This is a genomic window from Leifsonia sp. RCC_180, assembly GCF_058138205.1.
This window is the reverse complement of the sequence record NZ_CP200340.1, coordinates 2,623,509-2,645,001: the sequence shown is the minus strand read 5'-3', so window position 1 is coordinate 2,645,001 and position 21,493 is coordinate 2,623,509. Positions and strand designations below refer to the sequence as shown.

The window sequence follows — 21,493 nt, the reverse complement described above, 5'->3', positions numbered from 1 at the left end:
GACGTGACATTCGACGCCATCGGGATCGCGGGGACGGGACTCACCCTCCACCGTCACTGGCTGGACGCCATTTCGGACAACATGGCCAACATCAACACCGCGAAGCCGACCGACGGCGCCGCCTTCCAGGCGCGCTACGTCGAAGCTCAGGAGGGCGAGGGCGTCTCGGGCGTCTACGTCGCCGGCGCGGCCTATGGCAGCGCCGAGGGCCGCATGGTCTACGAGCCGACCAACCCGGTCGCGGACGAGAACGGCTACGTCCGGTACCCGGACATCGACCTCGGCGAGCAGATGGGCGCCCTAATCATGGCGCAGCGCGGCTACCAGGCCAACGCGTCGGTCGTGGACCGCGCCAAGGAGACGTACCAGGCGGCCCTGCAGATCGGGAGGAACTGATGCCCATCCCCGCCATCGGAGCGATCTCCGGCATCGACCCCACCGCAGGTGCTGCGGCGACCCCGGCGGTCGGCGGAACCGGGGGAGCGGCCTTCGGGAACGCGCTCACCGGCGCTGTCGACAACTTGCAGCAGCTCCAGGGCGACAGCGACCGCCTCGCGATCCAGGCCGTCACCGGGAACCTGGACGACATCCATGACGCGACCCTCGCATCCACTCGCGCCCAGGTAACGCTGGAGCTGGTGGCCGGAGTCCGCAACAAGGCGGTCGACGCGTTCAACGAGATCATGAGGATGCAGGCCTGATGCCTCAGCAGGTGACCGGTTTCCTCCGGCGGCTCGGCGACACGATCCGCGGCTTCTCCGTGGCCCAGCGGGTCATCGCGATCATCGGTGTCGCGGTGGTTGCGCTCGGGATCACGGGTATCTCCCTGTGGGCGTCTCAGCCCTCGTATACGCCCCTGTTCTCGGGAGTGGCCGCCTCCGACGCGTCCGCGATCGTGGATCAGCTGCGCACCGACGGGGTGCCGTACCAGCTGACGGACGGCGGGGCGACCATCCTCGTCCCCCAGGAGAAGGTCTACGACGAACGGTTGAAGGCGGCCTCGGCGGGCCTGCCGGCCTCGACGACCGGCGGATACTCGCTGCTCGACAAGATGGGCGTCACGTCGTCCGAGTTCCAGCAGAACGTCACCTACAAGCGGGCGATGGAGGGCGAGCTCGGCAACACGATCGCCGCCATGAAGGGCGTCAAGGCAGCCTCCGTGCGTCTCGCCATCCCGGAGGACACCGTCTTCGCTGCGGAGAAGAAGGACCCGACGGCGTCCGTCTTCGTGGAGACCCAGAGCGGCGTGAGCCTGAGCGCCGACCAGGTGCAGGCGATCGTCCACCTCACGAGCGCTGCCGTGCCCTCGATGAAGCCGACGGATGTCGCCGTCGTCGATGCCGACGGCACGGTGCTCAGCACGGTCGGCGGCGGCGCGACCGGAGGAGCGGACAAGCAGGCGAGCGACTACGAGACCCGCGTGAAGTCGGCGGTGCAGGAGATGCTCGACAAGGTCGTGGGCGCCGGAAACGCCACGGTCGCCGTCGCGGCGGATGTCAGTACCGAGACCGCGCAGCGCACCGAGGAGTCGTACACAGCCCCGACCGATGCGCCGTCGCTCAGCGAAACCACCCAGAAGGAGACCTACACCGGCACAGGCGGCGGAAGCGCGGGCGTGCTCGGGCCGGACAACCTGGCCGTTCCGAACGGCACCAACGGCAACGGCACCTTCAATTCCGAGTCGAGCACCAAGGACAACGCGGTCGACAAGGTCACCGAGCAGCGCACCATCCCGGCCGGTGCCATCAACCGGCAGACCGTCTCTGTCGCGCTCAACTCCGACGCGGTCGGCTCTGTGAGCGCCAACGAGATCCGCAGCCTGGTGAACGCGGCGGCCGGTATCGACCTGAAGCGCGGCGACGCGGTCAGCGTCGAGATGGTCCCGTTCAGCAAGACCGGGGCCACCGAGGCGGCCAAGGCGCTGCAGGAGGCCAAGGATGCGGCCGCCGCGGACCAGCTGAGCGGCATCATCCGCACGTCCGTCATCGCCGCGGCGATCGTGGCGGCGGCGATCATCGTCTTCCTGCTGTTCCGCCGGGGCCGGAAGCGGGCGGCCGAGCAGGCCGCCCTGGCCGATGATGCCGAGAGCCTCGCGCTCGACGCGTTGCCGTTCCCGATCGCGCTGGAGCAGGCGGCGCCGACGGTGCCCATGCAGCTCGACCCGCTGCCCGAGCCGACGGACCCCGCCGAGGTGGAGGCCGACCGGCGCCGCTCCGAGATCGAGGCGCTCGCCGAGCGCGACCCGCAGCGCACTGCAGAGTTCCTCCGCAGCCTCATGGATGACAGGGCGGGCGTATGAGCACCGCTCTGACCGGCGCGCAGAAGGTCGCCGTGGTGCTGATGAACATGGATCAGCAGCGCGCGGCGCAGGTGATGAAGCAGTTCTCCGACGAGGAGGCCGACGAGATCACCGCCGAGATCCTGCGGTTGCGTCGCGTGGACCCGGGGGTGGCGGAGAAGGCGCTGAGCGAGTTCCACGACCTGGCGACCCGCGGCACCGTGACCACGCGCGGCGGCCGGGACATCGCCGTCGGGCTGCTGGAGGCGTCGTTCGGGGCCGAGCGCGCCACGGGCGTGCTGAACCGTGTCGCATCCAACCTGGCCGGCAAGCAGTTCGAGTTCCTGGACGCGGTCGAGCCGGCCCAGGTGCAGATGCTGCTGGCGGGCGAACTGCCGCAGACCAGCGCGCTCGTGCTGGCGCACCTCCGCGCCGACCACGCCTCGCGCATCCTGACCGGGCTCGACGAGGGGACGCGCACCGAGGTCGCGCACGCGATCGCGACCATGGGCTCGCCGAGCCCCGACGCCGTGCGCGTCGTCGCCGAGACGCTCAAGCAGCGGGCCAGTGCCGTCGTGTCCTCGCGGGCCGCATCGGACGCGGTCGGGGGAGTGCAGCCACTCGTCGACATCATCAACCGGTCGGATGCCGCCACCGAGAAGGCCCTGCTGGAGGCGCTCGAGCAGCGCGACCCGCAGCTCGCCGAGGAGGTGCGCTCGCGCATGCTCACTTTCGAGGACATCGTCCGCCTGGAGGCGCGCGACGTGCAGCAGGTGCTGCGCGGCGTCGACGCCGCCGTACTCGCCGTCGCCATGAAGGGCGCCGCGGAGGCGGTCACCGAGATCATCACGACCAACCTCTCCGAACGCAACCGGGAGATCCTCGAGGACGAGGTGCGCATCCTCGGTCCGGTGCGGGTGTCGCAGGTCGAGGATGCGCGCGCCGAGATCGTGCGCGCCATCCGCGACCTGGAGGCCACGGGTGCCATCACGGTGCAGCGAGGGGACGAGGACGCATATGTCGAGTGACGCGGCCATCCTGCCGGCATTCGAGCCGCTGGCGGTCCCGGTGATCGCCGAGACGGAGCACGAGCGCGCGGCGATGACGTCCGCGCGCTCGCGCGGGTACGCCGCCGGATACGCCGAGGGTCGCCGGGCGGCCGCCCGCGAGCAGCAGCAGTGGCTCGCCGAGGCGCAGGACGCCCGTGCCGCCGAGAGCGCGGAGGCGGCCGAGCGGATCGCGGTGCTGGCCGCGGCCGTGCATGCCTCGGCGGTGGAGCTGCGGGAGGCGACCGTCCCGGTGCTCGCCGAGGCCGAGAACGCGCTGGTGGATGCGGCTTTCGAGCTGGCGACGGCGGTCGTCGGCGTCGCGCTGGACGATCGTCTGGCTGCCGCCCGTGCCGCTGTCGAGCGGGTCCTGTCCGCCGCCCCGGCCGGCGTCGTGCCCGTCGTACGCCTGAACCCGGAGGACGTGGCGGCGCTGCGCAGTGCCGGTCAGACAAGCGCCGGTCAGGCGACCGCCGGTCAGTCGCTCGACGAGCTGCAGCTGGTCGCCGACCCGTCGCTGGCGCGGGGGGATGCGATCGGAGACCTCCCGAACGGCTGGCTCGACGCCCGCATCCGCTCGGCCCTCGACCGGGCCAAGGAGGCGCTGTCGTGACCGCCGTGCTCAGCCGCTGGGATGCCGCGGTCGGCGCGGCCGGCGTCGAACGTGTCGGCCGGGTCACCGCTGTGGTTGGCCTCGGAGCGGAGGTGGAGGGCGTGCCCGCCGCGATCGGCGACGTCGTCGTCATCGGCGAGGAGCCCGGGGTGCACGCCGAAGTCGTCGCGACGACTGCCGACCGGATCAAGATCATGCCGTACGGCCCACTGACCGGCGTCGCCGCAGGAGCCCCGGCCCGCGCGGTGCGGGCGCCGTTGCTGGTCCCGACGGGTCGGGGGATTCTGGGCCGCGTCATCGACGCGCTAGGCCGCCCGGTCGACGGCCGTGGCCCGATCGAGCCTGACGGCTTCGTCGCGCTCGGCAACCGCGCGCCCGACGCGATGCGCCGCGCGCGCATCCTGCAGCCGCTGGGCTTGGGCGTCCGTGTGCTCGACACGATGGTGACAGCGGGGCGCGGGCAGCGCCTTGGCCTGTTCGCAGGATCCGGTGTCGGCAAGTCCTCGCTGCTATCGATGATCGCCCGGGGGACGGACGCGCAGGTGTCGGTGATCGCCCTGGTGGGCGAGCGCGGGCGCGAGGTGCGCGAGTTCCTCGAGGACGACCTCGGCCCCGCCGGCCTGGCGCGCTCGGTGGTCGTCGTGGCGACCAGCGACGAGCCGGCCGTCATGCGCCTGCGCGCGGCATTCGCGGCGACGCGGATCGCCGAAGCCTTCCGCGACGAGGGTGCCGACGTCGTCCTGATGATGGACTCGCTGACGCGCGTCGCCATGGCACAGCGCGAGATCGGCCTGTCTGCGGGAGAGCCGCCGGCGACTCGCGGCTACCCGCCGTCGACATTCTCCCTGCTCGCACAGCTCCTGGAGCGCGCCGGCACCGGCGAGACCGGCTCGATCACCGGGCTGTACACGGTGCTCGTCGACGGCGACGACCACAACGAGCCGATCGCCGACGCGGCACGGTCCATCCTCGACGGCCACGTCGTGCTCGATCGCAAACTCTCGGTCGTCGGGCACTTCCCGTCCGTGGATGTGCTCGGCTCGGTCTCACGGCTCGCGACACGGGTGACCACGCCGCAGCAGCGGGCCACCGCGGTGGCGCTGCGAAGCATCCTCGCCGCCAAGGTGGCCGCGCAGGACCTCCTCGACGTCGGCGCGTACAAGCCCGGGACCAACCCCAAAGTGGATGCGGCGGTCGCTCACGCCGACGCGATCGACGCGTTCCTCCGCCAGTCCATCGACGAACCGGCGCTCGCCGCCGAGTCGTGGGCACGGCTGGAGTCGCTGGTCGGAATGCTGGGAGGCGTGTGATGGCACGAGCGTTCGCACTGGCCGGACTGCTGCGGCTGCGGCAGATCGAGAAGGAGCACGCGGCGAGCGATCTCGCCGCGGCCAACGCGCTGCGCCGGGATGCGGGGGAGCGGCAGGCGCGCGCCATCGCCGCCCTGCACGCGGTCCCGGTCGAGGCGACCGACGCCAGCACGCTGTTCGCGATGGCTGCGGCCCGCGCATCCAGTCGCAGCATGCTGGCGGACCTCGCGGCGCTCGCCGCAGAACGCGACGATCAGGCCGTCGAGGCGCAGCAGGCATTCACCGAGGCGAAGAAGCGGGCCGTCGGCCTCGAGAAGCTGGAGAGCCGGCACCGCACCGAGGTCATCGCCGGCGACCTGAGCGCCGAGCAGTCGGCCATCGACGAGGTCGCGACCGGCGCGTGGCGCCGCGCCCGCGAAGGGGGAGACGCATGAGCATGACCGATGCGATCGGCCGGATCGCGCAGATCCAGGCGACGCTGGTGCAGTTGCAGAGTCCGGTGCGCGCGACGGCGTCGGCGTCTGGTGCGTCCTCCGCCTCGGCGTCGGCGACCTCCGCGACCGACTTCGCGTCGGCGCTCTCGGGTGCACTGGGCGCGACGGACGGAGCCACCGGCGGAACGCCCACCGGCGCGGACGTGGTCGCCGACGCGAAGAAGTACCTGGGCGTCCCGTACGTCTTCGGCGGCACCAGCGCCTCCGGACTCGACTGCTCAGGGCTCGTGCAACGCGTCTTCAAGGACCTCGGGATCGACGTGCCGCGCCTCGTCTCCGGTCAGTCGACCGTCGGCACGGAGGTTCCGTCGCTGGCGCAGGCCCAGCCGGGAGACATCATCGTCACGAACGGCGGGGAGCACATCGTGATCTACGCGGGCGACGGCAAGGTCATCCACGCACCGAGCGAAGGGCGCAACGTCAGCCTCGTGGACAACTGGATGAGCGACTCCGACATCGTGACCATCCGCCGGGTGGTGCCGCAGGCGGCGCCGGCGGCCGCGGCGGCATCCGCGTACGGCACGTCGTCCGCGTCGTCCGCGCAGGCGGACATGATGCGCTCGCTGTTCGCGTCGCTGATGCAGGGAGGCTCGCTGTGAGCCCGGCGAGCGTGGCCTCGGCTCCGTCGGCCGCGCCCGCGCCGGCGACTCGAGGAGGCTCGGCCGGCGTGGGTGCCGGTGCCGGTGCCGCCAAGGGGTCGGGTGACGCCTTCCACGCGTTCCTCCGGGGAGCGGTGGATGCGACGCAGAGCGACGGGCAGACGGTGTCTCGGCCCAAGCCGGCGCGCCACGAGAGCAAGACTGGGGACAAGCCGGATGCGACCGCTGCGACGGCAGCGAAGGACCCCTCGCGCCCTGCGGGGAACGACCCGTCGGCCGCGGTCTCCGCGCCGGATGGTGCGACCGATGCGGCCGCCCCGGCGGCGGTGACGGTGACGGATGCGACGGCGCCGGGGGAGTCGAACGCAGCACCGATTCCTTCACCGGTTCCTGTCCAGCCCGACGCTCGGACGGTGGCAGCGGGCGCGATTGCCGCTCCCGCTGCTGTGCCGGGCGGAGCAACCACACCTGCGGTACTCGGAACCGTTCCGCCGGCGACCTCACTCGACGCGGTGTCGGCTCCCAACTCAGCAGCCGTGGCCACCGAGGCGGTCGCCGTGGCCGTCGAGACCGGGAGCCCGTCGGCCGGCCGCCCCGCGACCGCTGGTCAGGCCGGCCGACCCGCGACGGCGACCGCAGCGCCGGCTCCGGCCGACCCGCGACCGGGAGACCTCCCCTCGACCTCGCAGCCGGCCGTGTCGACCCCCGCTGCCGCCCCCGCTTTCGCCTCGCCGGACCAATCCGGAACCGTCCCGGCGGCGCCAGTCCTGACGCCGGCCGCCGGCCGCCCGGCCCCCGTTGAGCACGCCGCCGCATCCGCGCCTGCGACCTCGACGGCGCCGGCGCCTACCGGCGCTCCCGTCGCCGCCGTCGCAGCAGAACCCGGCGAGCCGGCCGCCGCATCCCCTCGCCCGGAGGCCGCGAAGCCGGAGGTGGTGACCCCGACCTCGGCGCCTGCGCCGCAGGTACTGCCTACCGCCGATCGCACGCCGACGGCGCAACCGGTGACCGCTGCGCCACCCCCCACACCTTCGACGCAACCCACCCTCGGCACCCAGCTCGCCCGTCCGGTCTTCACCCTCGCAGCGGCGGGCGCCGGGGAGCACGTGATGACCGTGCACGTCACTCCCGACACGCTCGGCCCTGTGACCGTTCGCGCGCACGTCGGCGGCGAGGGCGTCCGCGTCGAACTGTTCGCCCCGACCGACCTGGGACGCGACGCGCTGCGGGCGATCCTCCCGGACCTCCGCCGCGACCTCGCCGGCTCAGGCCTGACCGGCACGCTCGACCTGTCGTCGCAGAACCAGCCATCGGCGCAGCGGGACCAGGCGGGCGGACGCCAGGGCCGTCTCGACCAGCGCGCGGGCGAACCCCGCGCGACCGTCGCGCCCGGCGCATCCACCCGATCCACCCCGGCCGCACCCGCGGACGGGTCCTCGCACACCATCGACCTGATCGTCTAGAAGGGAGCCACCGTGGCCGTCGACCCCATCACCGGAGCAGACACCGCCTCCGCGGGAGGCATCTACTCCAGCACGCCCACCCGGACGCCGAAGCAGTCGCTCGACAGCGAGGCGTTCATGCAGCTGCTGGTGACCCAGCTCCGCAACCAGGACCCGAGCTCGCCGATGGACACCAACCAGATGATCTCGCAGACCACACAGCTGGCCATGATGGAGAAGCTCACCAACATGGACACCACCGCTCAGGAGGGCTTCGCCCTGCAGATGCGGCAGGCCGCGGCCGCCCTCATCGGGCACACCGTGAGCTACCTGGACAAGAACGGCGACACGCAGACCGGCATCGCTTCGTCCGTCTCGTACGCCGGGTCCGTCCCCATCGTCTCGATCGGCGACCAGAAGATCGCCCTCGACGCCGTCCTCGGCGTGGTCACCCCTGCCTCCGCGGGCTCGGGCGCATCCACCACGCCGACCGCCTGACTCTCTACCAACGTCCTTCAGAAAGGATCCACCATGCTCCGCTCGCTCTACTCCGGAATCTCCGGCCTCCGCTCGCACCAGACCATGCTCGATGTGACCGGCAACAACATCGCCAACGTCAACACGACCGCGTTCAAGTCGTCGGCCGTACAGTTCCAGGACACGCTCTCGCAGCTGGTCAAGGGCGCCGGCGGCGCGCAGGCCGAGACCGGCGGCACCAACCCGGCCCAGATCGGCCTCGGTGTGCTCGTCGCCGGCATCTCGACCAACTTCACGCAGGGCGCCGCGCAGGCGACCGGCCGCTCCACCGACATGATGATCAACGGCGACGGATTCTTCGTCATGAAGGTCGGCGGCCAGACCGTCTACACCCGCGCCGGATCGCTCGACCCGGACGCGCTCGGCCGCCTGGTGGGCCCGGGCGGCGCCATCCTGCAGGGGTGGAACGCGGTCAACGGCGTGATCCAGCAGGGCGGCGCGCTCAGCGACATCACCATCCCGCTGAAGGCCGTCACCCCGGCATCCGCGACGACCACCGGCAACGTCACCGGAAACCTGCCCTCCGACGCGGCCGTCGGCGACCAACTGGTGCGCGACATCTCCGTCTACGACGCCAGCGGGACGGCCCGCAAGCTGAGCCTGACGTTCACCAAGACCGGGACCGGGTGGGATGTGGCGGGCTCCGACTCGGCCGGCGCCACCGGCACCGGGGCGCTCACCTTCACGAACGGCGTGCTCACTGCGGGGGGAGCGATGACGGTCGGCGGCGTCGCGGTCAACCTGTCGTCGGTCACCGGCTACTCGGGGATCACGACGGTCGCGTTCAAGGACCAGAACGGCCGCGCCGCCGGAACGCTCGAGTCGTTCACCCTGGACAAGGACGGCACCATCACCGGCCTCTTCTCGAACGGCGACAAGCAGGCGGTCGGCCGCATCGCCCTCGCCACCTTCGTGAACCCGGGCGGCCTGGAGAAGGCGGGCGGCTCGACCTACCGCGCGACGGTCAACTCGGGCGCTGCCCAGCTCGGCGGACCCGGCGAGGACGGCCTCGGCCAGCTCCAGGGCGGATCGTTGGAGATGTCCAACGTCGACCTCTCGCAGGAGTTCACCAACTTGATCGTGGCGCAGCGCGGCTTCCAGGCGAACGCCCGCATCATCACCACGTCCGACGAGGTGCTGCAGGAGCTGACGAACCTGAAGCGGTAGCCCGCGAGGTGCACGTAGTTGCGCGCGACACGCCGTGCTAACGCGCAACTACGTGCCCCTCACTGCCCTGCGCGGGTGGCCCGATACCGTTGCAGGGTGGATGAGGTTGCAGACGTTCCGGCGGTGCTGCGACTCCGGGTCGGCGGCTCTACCCGCATCCAGCTGCGCTCAGCTCTGCAGAACGCCGACGTTCGGCTGAACATGCACGCGGAGACGCTGCTCGATCACCACGTGTTCGATCGCCGGGAGCCGGAGGATATCGACGTCGTCGAACGCGACGTGGCCGACCTGCGCCTGAACACAGGCGGTACATTGCTGGAAATCTTCGCCGCGGCCGAGGCGCTGGGGTTGGCTCTCTGTCCCCCCGATACAGGCCCCTATCTGCGGCTGACGATGTTGTCGCAGGCCAACGCGCCCGATTCGGTCTTATCAGCCGGGCGGTCGCCCGCGGGCGCGATCAAGGTCGCCTCCGCACCGCTGGTTGACGACGTGGACTTCCCGAAAGGCTTCTATCTGCGCGTCGTCGACCGTCAGCTGTGGCTACGGGGCTTCCGCTGCGACAACGAGTACCGATTCTCGCCCGAGGACCGGTTCGCTTTTCAGCTACCCGCTCGCGGTGATGCAGCCGCGAAGGGCACGTAGTTGCGGGCGACACGCCGCGCGACGCAGCAACTACGAGCACATCACCGGGATGCGGGCATAAGCGACGCGAGGAGGGCCTCCACCCGGCGCTTGATCTCGTCGCGGATGGGACGCACCTCATCGATCGGCCGGCCCGCCGGGTCGGTCAGGTCCCAATCCTCGTAGCGCTTGCCGGGGAAGATCGGGCAGGTGTCGCCGCATCCCATCGTGATGACGACGTCGGACTCCTTCACGGCCTCGGTCGTGAGGATCTTCGGGGTGTTGCCGGCGATGTCGACGCCCTCTTCAGCCATGACCTCGACGGCGATCGGGTTGATCTGGTCCTTCGGCTCGGACCCGGCGGAGAGCACCTCCACGCGGTCGCCGGCGAGGGCGCGGAGGAAACCGGCCGCCATCTGCGACCGGCCGGCGTTGTGCACGCACACGAATAAGACGGTCGGAGTGGCGGGCTCGGTCATCGGTGCTCCTCGGCGGGGAAGTGAAGGCGGAGGCAGGGGCCGCCGTCCGGATGGGCGACGGCCCCGTGGGTCAGCAGCAGTCCGGCGGGCAGGACCCGTCCGGGAGCGGCTGGCACTCCAGGGTGTCGCAACAATCCATGATTATTCTCCCTTCTTCATCGACGGTTGTCGATGAACACAGGATGAACGCATACATTGACGACTGTCAATATATGCGGGAGGATTTCCCCATGGCGATCACCGAGCTCCTCCCGCTGCGCGACCTGCAGGCGTGCTGCGCCCCGATCACGAAAGAGGTGATCTCCGAGGGTGACGCCTTCTCGCTCGCCTCGGCGATGAAGGCCCTCGCCGACCCGGCGCGGCTGCGGTTGGTGTCGATGATCGCTGCTCATGAGGATGGCGAAGCGTGCGTCTGCGACCTCACCGAGCCGCTCGGTCTCTCGCAGCCGACGGTCTCGCACCACCTGAAAGTCCTGGCCGATGCCGGTTTCCTGAGCCGGAGCAAGCGGGGCACCTGGGCCTACTACCGGATCGTCCCCGGATCGCTCGACGCAGTCTCGTCCTTTTTCGCCTCGGTCTGATCGGCGGAGCGACCTCGTAGGCTCGTCCCGTGCCGATCCTCCAGGAGCTCGCGCCGACCCTCCTCGGCGTCGCAGTGCTCGCCCTGCTCGCAGTGGCCGTGCTCGCCACCTACCGGGTTCCGCACCGGTGGGCGCCGGCGCTGGCGATCCTTCGCGGAGCGGCCCAGCTGGCCGTCATCAGCCTGGTGCTCGCCGGGGTCATCACCAACCCGTGGTGGGTGGCGCTCGCCCTGGTCGTCATGTTCTCCGTCGCCGCCGCGACCGCCACGCACCGTATCGGATGGTCGTCCGAGCATGCGCTCATGATGGCGACGGCCATGGCGACCGGGGTGATCGTGTCGTTCTCCGTGGTGTTCCTGACGGGCGCGATCGAGCTCAGCGCGCGGTACGCGCTCGCGATCGGCGGCATCGTCATCGGCAACTCGATGAGCATCGCGACCCTCGCCGGGCGACGGTTCACCGAAGCGGTCGGCGACCACTGGGACGAGGTGGAGGGGTGGCTGGCGCTTGGCGCGACCCCGCGCCAGTCCACGCTGGAGCTCGCGCGCACAGCGGTGTACTCGGCGCTCATCCCCTCGGTCGATCAGACCAAGACGACCGGCCTCGTCACGCTCCCCGGGGCGTTCGTCGGGGCGATCTTCGGCGGTGTGTCGCCGCTGGAGGCTGGGCGATTCCAGATCGTCGTGCTCGCCGCCATCATGGCGGCGGGCGCGATCACGGCGGTCATCGTGTCTGCCTGGCTCGGCCCCGTCCGTGTGCGGCCGGCCGCCCTGCGCTGAGCCACCGGTGCCCGTGCCACCCGCGCCCCTTCCAACGTTGTAAAGTCAAGCGAAGGCACGCGAGAGGGGAGCATCCATGGCTGCGACGATGCACGACGTCAGCCGGCTCGCCGGCGTGTCCATCAAGACGGTCTCCAACGTCATCAACGACTACCCGTACGTGCGCGAGGAGACCCGCCGCAAGGTTCTCGACGCGATCGAGACTCTCGGCTACACGCCGAACCTCTCGGCCCGGAGCCTCCGCTCCGGCCGCACCAATGTGATCTCGCTGATGATCCCCGACCTCCGCAACGCCTACTTCGCCGAACTCGCCGACTCGGTCATGCGCGCCGCCGCCGAGCGCGGCCTCGCGGTGCTCATCGAGCAGTTCGGCGACGACCGGCAGCACGAGATCGACGTGCTCCGGCAGCCGCGGGCGCGGATGGTCGACGGCGTCCTCTACAGCGTGCTCGCCCTCGATCAGGGCGACGTCGACCTGATCGCCGAGCTGACCACTCCCGTCGTGCTGCTCGGCGACCGCAACTTCAGCACGCCTCGCGATCACGTCACCATGCGGAACGCGGAGGGCGCGAAGGCGGCCACCGAGCACCTGCTGCGGTCGGGCCGGCGCCGGGTCGCCGCGTTCGGAGCGCATCCCGGTGAGGACATCGGCTCGGCGGCCCTGCGGCTCGAGGGCTACCGGCAGGCGCTCGAGGAGGCCGGCATTCCTTTCGACGAGTCGCTGGTGGTGCCCGTGGGCTCCTGGCATCGCCGCAACGGCGCCGAGGGGATGCGCGACTTCCTCGCGACCGGAACCTCGTTCGATGGCCTGGTCGCTTTCAACGACGCCATCGCCCTCGGCGCTCTGCGCGTGCTGCAGGAATCCGGTCTGCGCGTGCCGGAGGATGTCGCCGTGATGGGGTTCGACGACATCGACGAGACGCAGTACTCGATGCCGACCCTTTCGACGGTCGACCCGGGGCGCGATGAGATCGCTCGCATCGCGGTCGATCTCCTCATCCGGCGCATCGAGGCGGGCTCCGAGGTGTTCGTCCCCGAGGAGATCGCCGTGCCGTTCCGGCTGGTCGAGCGGGAGTCGACGCGGATGGATGCGAACCTCCCCACCGCGTGATGCGGGCGTCCATTTGACACGGTCACATTCCGTCGGCATCATGTTGTCTTACAACGTTGTAGTACAACGTTGTAGACGAGGGTGTCACACACCGCGAAAGGGAATCCAATGAAGAAGCTCCTTGCAGCGGGCGGCGTGATCGCGGTCGCGATCGCGGCGCTCACCGGGTGTTCCGGAGGCAGCGGCGCAGCAGCCAGCTGCCAGAACAAGATCGTGCAGCCGGATGCCAAGCAGGTCACCATGTGGGCCTGGTACCCGAACTTCGAGCCGGTCGTCGACCTGTTCAACAAGAACCACAAGGACGTCCAGATCTGCTGGACCAACACCGGCGCAGGCAACGACGAGTACACCAAGTTCTCGACGGCCATCCAGGCCGGCTCCGGCGCGCCGGACGTCGTGATGCTCGAGAGCGAGGTCGTCCCGAGCTACGTCGCCGACGGCTCCATCGTGAACCTCAGCAAGCTCGGCGCCGACAAGGTCAAGTCCAACTACTCCGAGGGCGCCTGGAGCGACGTGAGCAACGGCGGCGCGGCTTACGCGATTCCCGTCGATGGCGGACCGGTCGGCCTGCTGTACCGCAAGGATCTGTTCGACAAGTACGGCCTCACGGTTCCCACGACCTGGGACGAGTACGCCGCAGACGCCGAGAAGATCAACACGGCGACCGGCGGCAAGACGCTGATGACCGACTTCCCGGGCAACGGCCGCGCCTACCAGACGGCGCTCTTCGCCCAGGCCGGCGCCGCCCCGTTCGAACTGAGCGGCAAGCAGGACATCAAGATCGACCTGAACGACGAGCCCAGCCAGAAGGTGCTCACCTACTGGAACAACCTCGTGCAGAAGAAGCTCGTCGGCACGGAGGACTCCTCCACGACGGACTACAACACGCACCTGGTCAACGGCAAATACGCCTCGGTGATCGCGGCGGCCTGGCTACCCGGCTACCTGCAGGGCTTCACCGGCGCCGATAAGACCGCCAAGTGGGCCGTCGCACCCGTTCCGCAGTGGGACACGGCCAACCCTGTCCAGATCAACATCGGCGGTTCGGCCTTCGCCGTAAGCAAGCAGGCGCAGGACCCGAAGGCCGCCGCAAAGGTGGCAACCGAGATCTTCGGCACCGAGGCGGCCTGGAAGCTCGGCATCGAGAAGGCGGCGCTCTTCCCGCTCTGGAAGCCCATCCTCGAGTCGGACTACTTCCAGTCGAAGGCGTACCCGTTCTTCGGCGGCCAGCAGATCAACAAGGATGTGTTCCTCACCGCGGCGACGGACTACAAGGGCTTCCAGTTCAGCCCGTTCCAGAACCTCGTCTACGACAAGCTGACCGACGCGGTCAACTCCACCAACAAGGGCAAGTCCGAGCCTGCGGCAGCGCTCAAGACCTACCAGAGCACGGTCGAGAGCTACGCCAAGCAGCAGGGCTACACCGTCACCAAGTGAGGGATGCGGTGCCCGGGCCGCAGTAGCAGCCCGGGCACCGCGCATCCCCACCCGTTTCCGCATCCTGAAGGGCTCACCGATGACCCAAACCGCCGTCGCACCGCCGCGGCAGCGCTCGCCGCGAACGCCTCGCCGTCGCGACATGGTCGGCCTCCGCCGCGCGCGCTGGGGCTGGGCGTTCACCGCCCCGTTCGCCGTCTTCCTCGTCGCCTTCCTGCTGGTTCCGCTGGTGTACGCGTTCGTGCTCAGCCTCCAGAACACGACGCTCGCCGGGGGAACCTCCTGGGTGGGCCTCGCCAACTACGTCAAGGCGTTCACCGATCCGCTGTTCCTGGATGGCGTGTGGCGCGTCCTGCTGTTCGCCGTGATCATGATCCCGGCGCAGATGCTGGTGGCGCTGATCGCGGCGCTCCTTATCGACGCGCTGACGACGCGTTTCGCCAAGATCTCACGACTGCTGATTTTCGTGCCGTACGCAGTGCCGGTCGTCATCGGCGCGCTGATGTGGGGCTTCCTGTACAGCCCCAGCTTCGGGCCGGCTCAGGAACTGTTCGGGCTGGTCGGGCTGCAGGCGCCCAACTTCTTCTCCGACAGCAACGTCTTCGGGTCGCTGGTCAACATCGTGACCTGGCAGTGGGCCGGTTACTACATGATCATCATCTACGCGGCTCTGCAGGGCGTCGACCCGTCGATCTACGAAGCAGCACGGGTGGATGGAGCCAACGCCTGGCAGATCGCGCTACGGATCAAGATCCCGATGGTGGCCTCCTCGCTGCTGCTCGTGCTCGTGTTCGCCCTTATCGGCACGCTGCAGTTCTTCAACGAGCCGCAGATGCTGCGCGGGATGGCGTCCGGCTCGATCACCTCCAACTACACGCCGAACATCTACGCCTATACGGTCGCGTTCTCGTACCACCAGTTCAACTACGCCTCCGCCATCGCCTTCGCGCTGGGGCTCGTGATCTTCATCGGCTCGTACGTGTTCATGTTCGCCACGCGCAAGAGAAGTGGACTGATGAAATGACCACCGGACTCCTGAAGGCGGCCGAACCCGCCGCAGACACGCGCAGCATCCGCACGGGCCGACCGGTCCGCACGCGTCGCGAGGCTCCTGCCGGCCGGCGCACGGGCAGGCAGGTCATCCCGCACATCGTGCTGGCGGCCTTCATCGTGTACTTCGCCCTGCCGTTCTGGTGGCTGATCGTCGCCAGCACCAAGAGCCAGCAGAGCCTGTTCGACGGCAAGACCAGCCCGCTGTGGTTCTCGGGATCGTTCGACCTGTTCTCGAACCTGTCGTCGCTGTTCAGCTACTCCGGCGGCCTGTACGCGCACTGGCTCGGCAACTCGTTCCTGTACGCGATCGCCGGCGGCCTCGGGGCGACCGTGCTCTCGGTGCTCGCCGGGTACGGCTTCTCGATGTACGGCTTCCGCGGGCGTCGGCTGTTCTTCGCGATCGTGCTCGGGTCGGTGATGGTCCCGGCGACCGTGCTCGTGATCCCCATGTTCGTGATGATGAGCACGGTGCACCTGACCAACACGGTCTGGGCGGTCATCCTGCCCTCGATGCTGAACCCCTTCGCCGTCTACCTGATGAAGGTGTACACCGACGAGGCGATCCCGTCGGAGATGGTGGATGCGGCCCGCGTCGACGGCGCCGGCGAGGTCCGCATCTTCGCCCGGGTCGCGCTGCCGCTGATGCGCCCGGCGGTCGTCACCGTCCTGCTGCTGTCGATCGTCGGCACCTGGAACAACTTCTTCCTGCCGCTGGTGATGTTCTCGAACCCGCAGCTCTTCCCGGTCACCGTCGGCCTCGGCGCCCTCCAGGCGCAGGCCCAGGTGAACACGGGCGGTCAGTCGCTCTGGAACCTCGTCATCACCGGCGCGCTGATCTCGATCATCCCGCTGATCGTCTCCTTCCTCACCCTGCAGCGCTACTGGCAGGGTGGGCTTGCGATCGGCAGCGTCAAGTGAGCACCCCGCAACAGGCACCACGCAACACGCACGAACACGACCTCAGGAACACGGAGACCATGTCTGAGACAACCATCGCCCTCGACCGCACCGCGCGCGTCGCGACCGTCAACCGCCGCATCTTCGGCTCGTTCGTCGAGCACCTGGGCCGCTGCGTGTACGACGGCATTTACGAGCCGGGACACCCGACCGCGAACGAGGACGGCTTCCGCCTCGACGTGGTCGAGCTGGTACGCGAGCTCGGGTCGACCACCATCCGCTACCCCGGCGGCAACTTCGTCTCCGGCTTCCGCTGGGAGGACTCGGTCGGCCCACGCGAGAAGCGTCCGGTCCGCCGCGACCTGGCCTGGCACTCGCTGGAGTCGAACCAGGTGGGGCTCGATGAGTTCTCGCGCTGGCTGAAGCTCACCGGCTCCGAGCTGATGCTCGCCGTGAACCTGGGCACCCGCGGCATCCAGGCGGCCCTCGACCTGCTCGAGTACGCCAACCACCCGGCGGGCACCGCGCTCAGCGACCAGCGGATCGCCAACGGCACGCCCGAGCCCCATAACATCCGGATGTGGTGCCTGGGCAACGAGATGGACGGCCCCTGGCAGACCGGCTACATGACCGCCGACGACTACGGCAAGCTCGCCGCGCGCACCGCGGCGGCGATGAAGATGGCCGACAAGGACCTCGAGCTCGTCGTCTGCGGCTCCTCCGGCTCCGGGATGCCGACCTTCGGCGAGTGGGAGCGCATCGTGCTCGAGCACTCGTACGACCACGTCGACTACGTCTCCGCCCACGCGTACTACCAGGAGCGCGGAGGCGACCTCGGCTCGTTCCTCGCTTCCTCGGTGGACATGCAGTACTTCATCGACACCGTCGTCTCCACCGCCGACCACGTCGGCAACAAGCTGAAGAGCAAGAAGAAGATCCAGATCTCCTTCGACGAGTGGAACATCTGGTACCTCGACGAGCACAAGGAGTCGGAGGAGGTCAACGATGAGTGGCGGTACGCGCCCCGTCAGCTGGAGGACGTCTATTCGGCGGCCGACGCCGTCGTGCTCGGCAACCTGCTGATCACGCTGCTGAAGAACCACGACCGGGTGACCAGCGCCTCCCTCGCCCAGCTCGTCAACGTGATCGCCCCGATCATGACCGAGCCGGGTGGAGCCGCCTGGCGGCAGACGACGTTCTTCCCGTTCTCGGTGACCAGCCGTCTTGCCCGCGGCGAGGTGCTGCGGCCCCGGATCACGACCGGGACGTACGAGACCGCCGCGCACGGCGAGGCCGACCTGGTGGATGCGGTGGCCACGTTCGATGAGGCCGACGGCTCGGCCGCGCTGTTCCTCGTGAACCGCAGCCTGACCGAGACGCAGACGGTCCGGGTGGATGTGCGCGACCTCGGCGTCTCGTCCGTGCGCGAGGCAGTCTCCCTCTGGGACGACGACGTGTACGCGAAGAACACCCTCGAGGACCAGAACCGCGTGGGCCTGCGCCCGACGCCTGCAGCGTCCCTCGCCGACGGCACCCTCACACTGGAGCTGCCGCCCGTCTCCTGGACGGCGGTCTCGCTCGGCTGACCCACCCCCGTCGAGTACACGACGATTGCACGCGGACCGTGGTGTTCGCGTGCAATTGTCGTGTACTCGATGGTGGTCAGCGCAGCGAGCGGGTGCAGGTCAGCGGGAGGCCGTCAGCGGGAGGCCGTCAGCGCTCGCGCGCTTCGGAGGAACGACGCCTCCAACGCCGTCGTGCTGTCGAGATAACCGGCGACCATCGCGCCATCCCGGATCAGCATGAGATCATCCGCGACAGCGTGCGCGTCCGTGAGCCCCAGGGGTTCGACGATGGCGCGGAAGGTGTCCTTGCACCACCCGCGGTGGGCATCGACCGTCTTGCGAACCGCGCTTTCGGGATCCGGGTACTCGGCTGCCGCGTTGATGAAGGGGCACCCCCGGAATCCCTGTAGGCAGGCGAACTCCCCGAGCTGCGCCGCGATCAGCTGGAACACACGGTCGGGATCGCCCTGTGCTTCGTCGATTGCGCCTTGGATCCCGTCGCGCTCCTGTTCCGCCCGGAGTTCGAGATGCGCGACGACGAGATCGTCTTTGCTCTTGAAGTGGCGGTAGAAGGTGACCTTGGTCGTGCCGGCGCGCTCGATGACCTTATCGACGCTGACCGCGCGAAGGCCGTCCGCGTAGAACAGCTCCGTCGCTGCGCCGATCAACTGCTCGCGCATCGACGTTTTCACGTTCCCGATCATAAGTGTTTCCTCCGAGCCGCTTGCGGATCCCGTTCCTTCATGACTATCGTGAACCGGGTAGAGTGACTGGTCATTCTACATCGACTCGCAACTGAATGGAATGGCATGACCACGACCACGTCCGAGGCGCAACCTGCGACGATCGCCTCCTCGCTGCGCACCCTCTACTTCGTCCGCTTCGGCTTCGCGATACTCTGGGCGGTCGTGATCGCTGTGATGGCCGCGCCGCTCACGCCCCTCAGCGCCACACTGCTGGTGCTCTACCCCGTCTTCGATGTCGTCGCCGCGGTCATCGATCACCGGGCCTCGCGGGGGACGCGCTCGGCCGTACTGCTGTACGTGAACATGGCGCTCAGCCTCCTGGCGGCAATCGGTCTGGCGTTCGCGGCGACCTCGGGCCGGTCAGCAGTACTGCTCGTCTGGGGTCTGTGGGCGATCACTGCAGGAGCCGTTCAACTCATCGTCGGCATCGCTCGGCGCTCGCTCGGCGGGCACTGGCCGATGATCCTGAGCGGCGGAATCTCCGTGCTCGCCGGCCTCGCTTTCGCCGTGCAGTCGGGCGGCGGATCGGCGCCGCTCGTCGGGCTCGCCGGCTACGCCACGCTCGGAGGGATCTTCTTCCTGGTGTCGGCGATCCGCCTCGGACGCACCGCGAACGCGGACGCCCGGTGAGCGCCGCCCTCTCCACCGGACAGCTCGTCGCGAGCGACCGCTAACGAAAAGAAGGAACAGTCATGCCTACGAAAATCACCCTCATCCTCGACAACCCGGCGGACCCCGCTGCTTTCGAGGACAGCTACCCCGAGATCGAGACCCTCGCGCGCGAGCTCCCGCGCCTGCGCCGATTGGAGGCGGCGAAAGTCTGGCCCAAGGAGGACGGCACGCAGACACCAGCGCACCGCACGCTCGACCTCTACTTCGACAGCTACGAGGACGCCTCCGCGGCCGTCGCGACGCCCGCTGCCGGCGAGTTCTTCCAACGCTTGGTCGGCACCGGGACCCCGTTCACGGGGCTCTTCTCCGACATCGAACAGGGCTGACTCACTCCGGGCCGCCTGAACGCAACATCCCCGCCTCGCGGGCTTTCGCTAGGGCCGCCGACCGTGAGTCCGCTCCGAGCTTCCGGTACAGCCTGCTGACCGTGGACTTGAGCGTGTTTGCACTGACGAACAGCGCGTTGGCGGCCTCGGGAATCGATTTGCCCTGGGCGAGCAGAAGCAGGACTTCGTGCTCACGTCTGCTGAGGGTCGATGTCAGCGGTCGGTGTGAGTGGAACGGTGAGAGCACCTCGGGAACCGGGAGCCCTGTGAGCGACGCAAGCGCCTGCAGGTCCCGGGGTGGGATGCACTCGTAGGTGCTGTAGAGACGTTCCTGTTCGATCAACGCGTGCGCTTGGACGAAGGAGCGTGCGGCCGTTTTCGAATCGCCGAGGCTCAGCTCGGCAGCGGCCGCGAGGAGTAGTGCTGCGCTGTGGGTGCGCGGAGCCTCCGGTCCGCCGCCGAGTCGTGTGAGGTCGCGGGCGATTCGATGCTTGCCTGCTCCGTGGGCGATGGCGGCTGCGATGATCGCGTCCATGGGGGACGTCGCCGGATCTGCGGTTGCATTCTGTGTTGACCGGCCGCGGATGGCGTTCACACGTGCCTGGGCTGCGCGGATGTAGCGGCCGTTCGCGCCTCCGCTGCTCAGCCGCTGCGGTCGCCGTGAGAGGTGTTGGGCGAGGTGCGCGTCGACCTGGGTTGCACTGGCCAGGTCGTGGGCGATCATGGATTGCAGCCAGAGCACAGCTGCCCAGTGTTCGCCCTCTCCAAGTCCCACCGTGCGTGCGACTTCCTTGTTCGCGGCGGCCAGGTTGCCGCGATCGAGGTGCAGCATCGCGCTCGTGAGGTAGACGACGCCGTCGTACCGGCCGTTCGGCGCGGGCTTGTCCAGTGCCCGCGCGAGCCAGATTTCGGCAGAGCTCAGGCGCCCTCGCTCCGCTGCGTACCACGCTCGCTGGGCCGCAGCGCGGCGGGCGATAGCCGGCTGACCGCTGACAGCGGCCAGCTCGTACGCTTCTTCGTACTCGTGCTGGGCGCCCGGGGCGTCGGCTAGTTCGAATGTGCGACCCCACTGCAGACGGAGATGTGGCAGGGAGAGCCGGATGGCCGAGCGTTCCAGCTCTGCCGCGTCCTCAAGTGCCGCACGCGCGGCTTCGGCGGCTTGCCACGCCTCGGTGAACCGTCCTTCGGTCCGGGCGCCGGCAGCTTTTCCGGTGAGGAGGCTGAGGGTATCGAGCAGCGCAGTTTTGGAACCGGTCATCGCGGCGGTCAGCCATCCGCCGTTGTTGAACCTCGCGGGCTGCCCGCCGATGACAACGTGCTGCAGGTAGTTCGCGGCAACCAAGAACGTCGGTCGGTCGACGAATGCGTCCCCGGGGAGCGAGCGGATCGCCGCTAGGAGGTGTTCGGGAGCCGTGGAAGCGAGCCGGTCCCAGTGCTGCTCGATGACCGCTGCCGCGGCCTCCCAGCCACCCGTTGTCGCGAGTTGTGCCACGACGGCGGGAAGTTCGTGGGCCTGTACCTCCTGCATGCCGTCGTCGGCCGAATGGTCCACCGGCTCTGCGTCTGATGAGGTCATTTTGTTTCTAGCTTGGCACTTGAGGCGCACTGGCTGCCTCCGGCGATGTTCGAGAACGCCGCGGGCTCGAATCTAGTGGGCCACGCAGATCGCTTGGGAATTTTCACCCCAGCTTCACCCTGGACATGGACCGGAAGGCCCGCTTCCGCGACCGCCAGCGCTCC

General features: G+C 69.1%; 24 protein-coding genes. 21 read left to right on the top strand and 3 right to left on the bottom strand.

Features of this window, described 5'->3' with window-relative positions; all coding sequences use genetic code 11:
* The first annotated feature begins 3 nt into the window (after positions 1-3).
* From AB7E03_RS13030 to AB7E03_RS12975, 12 genes are all read left to right on the top strand, one after another.
* Complete coding sequence (locus AB7E03_RS13030; protein WP_489941819.1) at positions 4-396, top strand: flagellar basal body rod protein FlgC; 393 nt, start codon at positions 4-6, stop codon at positions 394-396.
* Positions 396-701: a flagellar hook-basal body complex protein FliE gene (gene fliE, locus AB7E03_RS13025; protein ID WP_489941818.1), complete on the top strand. Its 306-nt coding sequence runs from the start codon at positions 396-398 to the stop codon at positions 699-701. The genes AB7E03_RS13030 and fliE overlap by 1 nt, the downstream gene beginning before the upstream one ends.
* Positions 701-2,299 (top strand): flagellar basal-body MS-ring/collar protein FliF, encoded by a 1,599-nt coding sequence (gene fliF / locus AB7E03_RS13020; protein WP_489941817.1) that lies wholly within the window; start codon positions 701-703, stop codon positions 2,297-2,299. The genes fliE and fliF overlap by 1 nt, the downstream gene beginning before the upstream one ends.
* On the top strand, positions 2,296-3,306 hold the full coding sequence (gene fliG / locus AB7E03_RS13015; protein ID WP_489941816.1) for a flagellar motor switch protein FliG: 1,011 nt from the start codon (positions 2,296-2,298) through the stop codon (positions 3,304-3,306). The genes fliF and fliG overlap by 4 nt, the downstream gene beginning before the upstream one ends.
* Positions 3,296-3,937: a FliH/SctL family protein gene (locus tag AB7E03_RS13010; protein ID WP_489941815.1), complete on the top strand. Its 642-nt coding sequence runs from the start codon at positions 3,296-3,298 to the stop codon at positions 3,935-3,937. The genes fliG and AB7E03_RS13010 overlap by 11 nt, the downstream gene beginning before the upstream one ends.
* Positions 3,934-5,247 (top strand): FliI/YscN family ATPase, encoded by a 1,314-nt coding sequence (locus AB7E03_RS13005; RefSeq protein ID WP_489941814.1) that lies wholly within the window; start codon positions 3,934-3,936, stop codon positions 5,245-5,247. Before AB7E03_RS13010 ends, AB7E03_RS13005 begins: the two co-directional genes overlap by 4 nt.
* Positions 5,247-5,681, top strand: a complete 435-nt coding sequence (locus AB7E03_RS13000) for a hypothetical protein (protein ID WP_489941813.1) — start codon at positions 5,247-5,249, stop codon at positions 5,679-5,681. Before AB7E03_RS13005 ends, AB7E03_RS13000 begins: the two co-directional genes overlap by 1 nt.
* A complete protein-coding gene (locus AB7E03_RS12995; protein WP_489941812.1) occupies positions 5,678-6,340 on the top strand; it encodes a C40 family peptidase in 663 nt (220 codons plus the stop codon). Before AB7E03_RS13000 ends, AB7E03_RS12995 begins: the two co-directional genes overlap by 4 nt.
* The gene (locus tag AB7E03_RS12990) at positions 6,337-7,803 is read left to right on the top strand and encodes a flagellar hook-length control protein FliK (RefSeq protein WP_489941811.1); all 1,467 of its coding nucleotides are present in this window, start codon (positions 6,337-6,339) and stop codon (positions 7,801-7,803) included. Before AB7E03_RS12995 ends, AB7E03_RS12990 begins: the two co-directional genes overlap by 4 nt.
* 12 nt (positions 7,804-7,815) lie before the next feature.
* Complete coding sequence (locus tag AB7E03_RS12985; protein WP_489941810.1) at positions 7,816-8,280, top strand: flagellar hook assembly protein FlgD; 465 nt, start codon at positions 7,816-7,818, stop codon at positions 8,278-8,280.
* A 33-nt stretch (positions 8,281-8,313) separates the two neighbouring features.
* Positions 8,314-9,486: a flagellar hook protein FlgE gene (locus AB7E03_RS12980; protein WP_489941809.1), complete on the top strand. Its 1,173-nt coding sequence runs from the start codon at positions 8,314-8,316 to the stop codon at positions 9,484-9,486.
* 96 nt (positions 9,487-9,582) lie between these two features.
* Entirely contained in the window at positions 9,583-10,128 is a 546-nt protein-coding gene (locus AB7E03_RS12975) for a hypothetical protein (RefSeq protein WP_489941808.1), read from the top strand.
* A gap of 41 nt (positions 10,129-10,169) precedes the next feature.
* Here the strand turns inward: AB7E03_RS12975 and AB7E03_RS12970 are convergent, their stop codons facing one another.
* Positions 10,170-10,586 carry an arsenate reductase ArsC gene (locus AB7E03_RS12970; RefSeq protein ID WP_489941807.1) on the bottom strand — a complete coding sequence of 139 codons (417 nt, stop codon included), beginning with the start codon at positions 10,584-10,586 and terminating at the stop codon, positions 10,170-10,172.
* 230 nt (positions 10,587-10,816) lie between these two features.
* Here AB7E03_RS12970 and AB7E03_RS12965 point away from each other — a divergent pair, with 230 nt between their 5' ends.
* The 7 genes from AB7E03_RS12965 (at position 10,817) to arfA (ending at position 18,030) form a co-directional block, all read left to right on the top strand.
* Complete coding sequence (locus AB7E03_RS12965; protein WP_441784184.1) at positions 10,817-11,167, top strand: metalloregulator ArsR/SmtB family transcription factor; 351 nt, start codon at positions 10,817-10,819, stop codon at positions 11,165-11,167.
* A gap of 29 nt (positions 11,168-11,196) precedes the next feature.
* On the top strand, positions 11,197-11,946 hold the full coding sequence (locus tag AB7E03_RS12960) for an ABC transporter permease (RefSeq protein ID WP_489941806.1): 750 nt from the start codon (positions 11,197-11,199) through the stop codon (positions 11,944-11,946).
* A 76-nt stretch (positions 11,947-12,022) separates the two neighbouring features.
* A complete protein-coding gene (locus tag AB7E03_RS12955) occupies positions 12,023-13,057 on the top strand; it encodes a LacI family DNA-binding transcriptional regulator (protein ID WP_489941805.1) in 1,035 nt (344 codons plus the stop codon).
* Between the two features lie 108 nt (positions 13,058-13,165).
* Complete coding sequence (locus AB7E03_RS12950) at positions 13,166-14,494, top strand: ABC transporter substrate-binding protein (RefSeq protein WP_489941804.1); 1,329 nt, start codon at positions 13,166-13,168, stop codon at positions 14,492-14,494.
* Between the two features lie 79 nt (positions 14,495-14,573).
* Positions 14,574-15,518, top strand: a complete 945-nt coding sequence (locus AB7E03_RS12945) for a carbohydrate ABC transporter permease (protein WP_489941803.1) — start codon at positions 14,574-14,576, stop codon at positions 15,516-15,518.
* On the top strand, positions 15,515-16,465 hold the full coding sequence (locus tag AB7E03_RS12940; protein ID WP_489941802.1) for a carbohydrate ABC transporter permease: 951 nt from the start codon (positions 15,515-15,517) through the stop codon (positions 16,463-16,465). Before AB7E03_RS12945 ends, AB7E03_RS12940 begins: the two co-directional genes overlap by 4 nt.
* A 59-nt stretch (positions 16,466-16,524) precedes the next feature.
* Positions 16,525-18,030 (top strand): arabinosylfuranosidase ArfA, encoded by a 1,506-nt coding sequence (gene arfA / locus AB7E03_RS12935; RefSeq protein WP_489941801.1) that lies wholly within the window; start codon positions 16,525-16,527, stop codon positions 18,028-18,030.
* Between the two features lie 113 nt (positions 18,031-18,143).
* Here the strand turns inward: arfA and AB7E03_RS12930 are convergent, their stop codons facing one another.
* Positions 18,144-18,701: a TetR/AcrR family transcriptional regulator gene (locus tag AB7E03_RS12930; protein WP_489941800.1), complete on the bottom strand. Its 558-nt coding sequence runs from the start codon at positions 18,699-18,701 to the stop codon at positions 18,144-18,146.
* A 117-nt stretch (positions 18,702-18,818) separates the two neighbouring features.
* Here AB7E03_RS12930 and AB7E03_RS12925 point away from each other — a divergent pair, with 117 nt between their 5' ends.
* Both AB7E03_RS12925 and AB7E03_RS12920 read left to right on the top strand, forming a co-directional pair.
* Positions 18,819-19,385 carry a hypothetical protein gene (locus AB7E03_RS12925; RefSeq protein WP_489941799.1) on the top strand — a complete coding sequence of 189 codons (567 nt, stop codon included), beginning with the start codon at positions 18,819-18,821 and terminating at the stop codon, positions 19,383-19,385.
* A 62-nt stretch (positions 19,386-19,447) separates the two neighbouring features.
* Positions 19,448-19,753 carry an EthD family reductase gene (locus AB7E03_RS12920; protein ID WP_489941798.1) on the top strand — a complete coding sequence of 102 codons (306 nt, stop codon included), beginning with the start codon at positions 19,448-19,450 and terminating at the stop codon, positions 19,751-19,753.
* A 1-nt stretch (position 19,754) separates the two neighbouring features.
* Here the strand turns inward: AB7E03_RS12920 and AB7E03_RS12915 are convergent, their stop codons facing one another.
* Positions 19,755-21,329, bottom strand: a complete 1,575-nt coding sequence (locus AB7E03_RS12915; RefSeq protein ID WP_489941797.1) for a response regulator transcription factor — start codon at positions 21,327-21,329, stop codon at positions 19,755-19,757.
* Positions 21,330-21,493 lie beyond the last annotated feature (164 nt).

What these genes read in the sequence shown, in the direction of transcription:
- arfA (WP_489941801.1), top strand. Translation starts at nt 16,525, where the DNA reads ATGTCTGAGACAACCATCGCCCTCGACCGCACCGCGCGCGTCGCGACC.
- AB7E03_RS12945 (WP_489941803.1), top strand. Translation starts at nt 14,574, where the DNA reads ATGACCCAAACCGCCGTCGCACCGCCGCGGCAGCGCTCGCCGCGAACG.
- fliG (WP_489941816.1), top strand. Translation starts at nt 2,296, where the DNA reads ATGAGCACCGCTCTGACCGGCGCGCAGAAGGTCGCCGTGGTGCTGATG.
- AB7E03_RS13010 (WP_489941815.1), top strand. Translation starts at nt 3,296, where the DNA reads ATGTCGAGTGACGCGGCCATCCTGCCGGCATTCGAGCCGCTGGCGGTC.
- AB7E03_RS12980 (WP_489941809.1), top strand. Translation starts at nt 8,314, where the DNA reads ATGCTCCGCTCGCTCTACTCCGGAATCTCCGGCCTCCGCTCGCACCAG.
- fliE (WP_489941818.1), top strand. Translation starts at nt 396, where the DNA reads ATGCCCATCCCCGCCATCGGAGCGATCTCCGGCATCGACCCCACCGCA.
- fliF (WP_489941817.1), top strand. Translation starts at nt 701, where the DNA reads ATGCCTCAGCAGGTGACCGGTTTCCTCCGGCGGCTCGGCGACACGATC.
- AB7E03_RS12955 (WP_489941805.1), top strand. Translation starts at nt 12,023, where the DNA reads ATGGCTGCGACGATGCACGACGTCAGCCGGCTCGCCGGCGTGTCCATC.
- AB7E03_RS13000 (WP_489941813.1), top strand. Translation starts at nt 5,247, where the DNA reads ATGGCACGAGCGTTCGCACTGGCCGGACTGCTGCGGCTGCGGCAGATC.
- AB7E03_RS12950 (WP_489941804.1), top strand. Translation starts at nt 13,166, where the DNA reads ATGAAGAAGCTCCTTGCAGCGGGCGGCGTGATCGCGGTCGCGATCGCG.
- AB7E03_RS12995 (WP_489941812.1), top strand. Translation starts at nt 5,678, where the DNA reads ATGAGCATGACCGATGCGATCGGCCGGATCGCGCAGATCCAGGCGACG.
- AB7E03_RS12920 (WP_489941798.1), top strand. Translation starts at nt 19,448, where the DNA reads ATGCCTACGAAAATCACCCTCATCCTCGACAACCCGGCGGACCCCGCT.
- AB7E03_RS12965 (WP_441784184.1), top strand. Translation starts at nt 10,817, where the DNA reads ATGGCGATCACCGAGCTCCTCCCGCTGCGCGACCTGCAGGCGTGCTGC.
- AB7E03_RS12940 (WP_489941802.1), top strand. Translation starts at nt 15,515, where the DNA reads ATGACCACCGGACTCCTGAAGGCGGCCGAACCCGCCGCAGACACGCGC.
- AB7E03_RS12915 (WP_489941797.1), bottom strand. Translation starts at nt 21,329, where the DNA reads ATGACCTCATCAGACGCAGAGCCGGTGGACCATTCGGCCGACGACGGC.
- AB7E03_RS12970 (WP_489941807.1), bottom strand. Translation starts at nt 10,586, where the DNA reads ATGACCGAGCCCGCCACTCCGACCGTCTTATTCGTGTGCGTGCACAAC.
- AB7E03_RS12925 (WP_489941799.1), top strand. Translation starts at nt 18,819, where the DNA reads ATGACCACGACCACGTCCGAGGCGCAACCTGCGACGATCGCCTCCTCG.